Source organism: Paracoccus binzhouensis (assembly GCF_016446475.1).
Classification (GTDB): domain Bacteria; phylum Pseudomonadota; class Alphaproteobacteria; order Rhodobacterales; family Rhodobacteraceae; genus Paracoccus; species Paracoccus binzhouensis.
This window is the reverse complement of record NZ_JAEHFP010000262.1, coordinates 1-651: the sequence shown is the minus strand read 5'-3', so window position 1 is coordinate 651 and position 651 is coordinate 1. Positions and strand designations below refer to the sequence as shown.

Below are 651 nucleotides of genomic sequence, written 5' to 3'. Positions count from 1 at the left end.
CCGGCCAGCGCCAGCGCGTCCCGCCCCGCCAGGGCGGCGAAGGCGCGGGCGGCGGCGTCCAGCAGCGCGCCGACCATCGCCGGGTCCAGCGCCTGCTCGACGTGATCGGCTTGCAGCAGCAGCGCGCCGTCCGCGTCCAGCGCCAGCCGCAGGTCCAGCGCCACCTGCGGGGTCTGCACCAGCCCGTCGGCCAGCCGCAGCCCGGCATCGGCCGGCACCCGGTCCCAGCCCATGCCGTTGGTCAGCACCACCGGCAGCGCGATCCGCCCGCCGTTCTGCGCCAGCAGCAGCCGGCTGAGGCCGATGCCCGACAGGCCGGGATGCGCCATGCCCTCCAGCAGGTCCTCTTGCAGCCGGCGGGCATGATCCAGGAAGCTGCCCCGGTCGGCGCGATAATCGACGGCGATGAAGGACGAGCGGTTGGCCAGCGCCCCGCCCGGCGGCGGCGCCACCGGCACCGCGACGCAGGGCGCCAGGTCCGGAGTCCAGCGCGCCAGCACCTCCAGCACCACGGCCATGGCGATGCTGTTGCGGGTCAGCTTCTGCGCCGCCGCCAGCCGGGCCAGGCGGGCCAGCTGCTCGCGCGGGATGCGGCGGCTGTCGCGACGCCAGCGCGGGCGGTCGATGCCCTCCGGCGGCTGCCGCCAGGGC

Annotated in this window: 1 pseudogene; it reads right to left on the bottom strand. The window is 77.1% G+C overall.

Annotation, left to right across the window (positions count from 1 at the left end):
* Window positions 1-651: pseudogene (locus I9P22_RS24360) on the bottom strand (hypothetical protein); the annotation flags it as partial.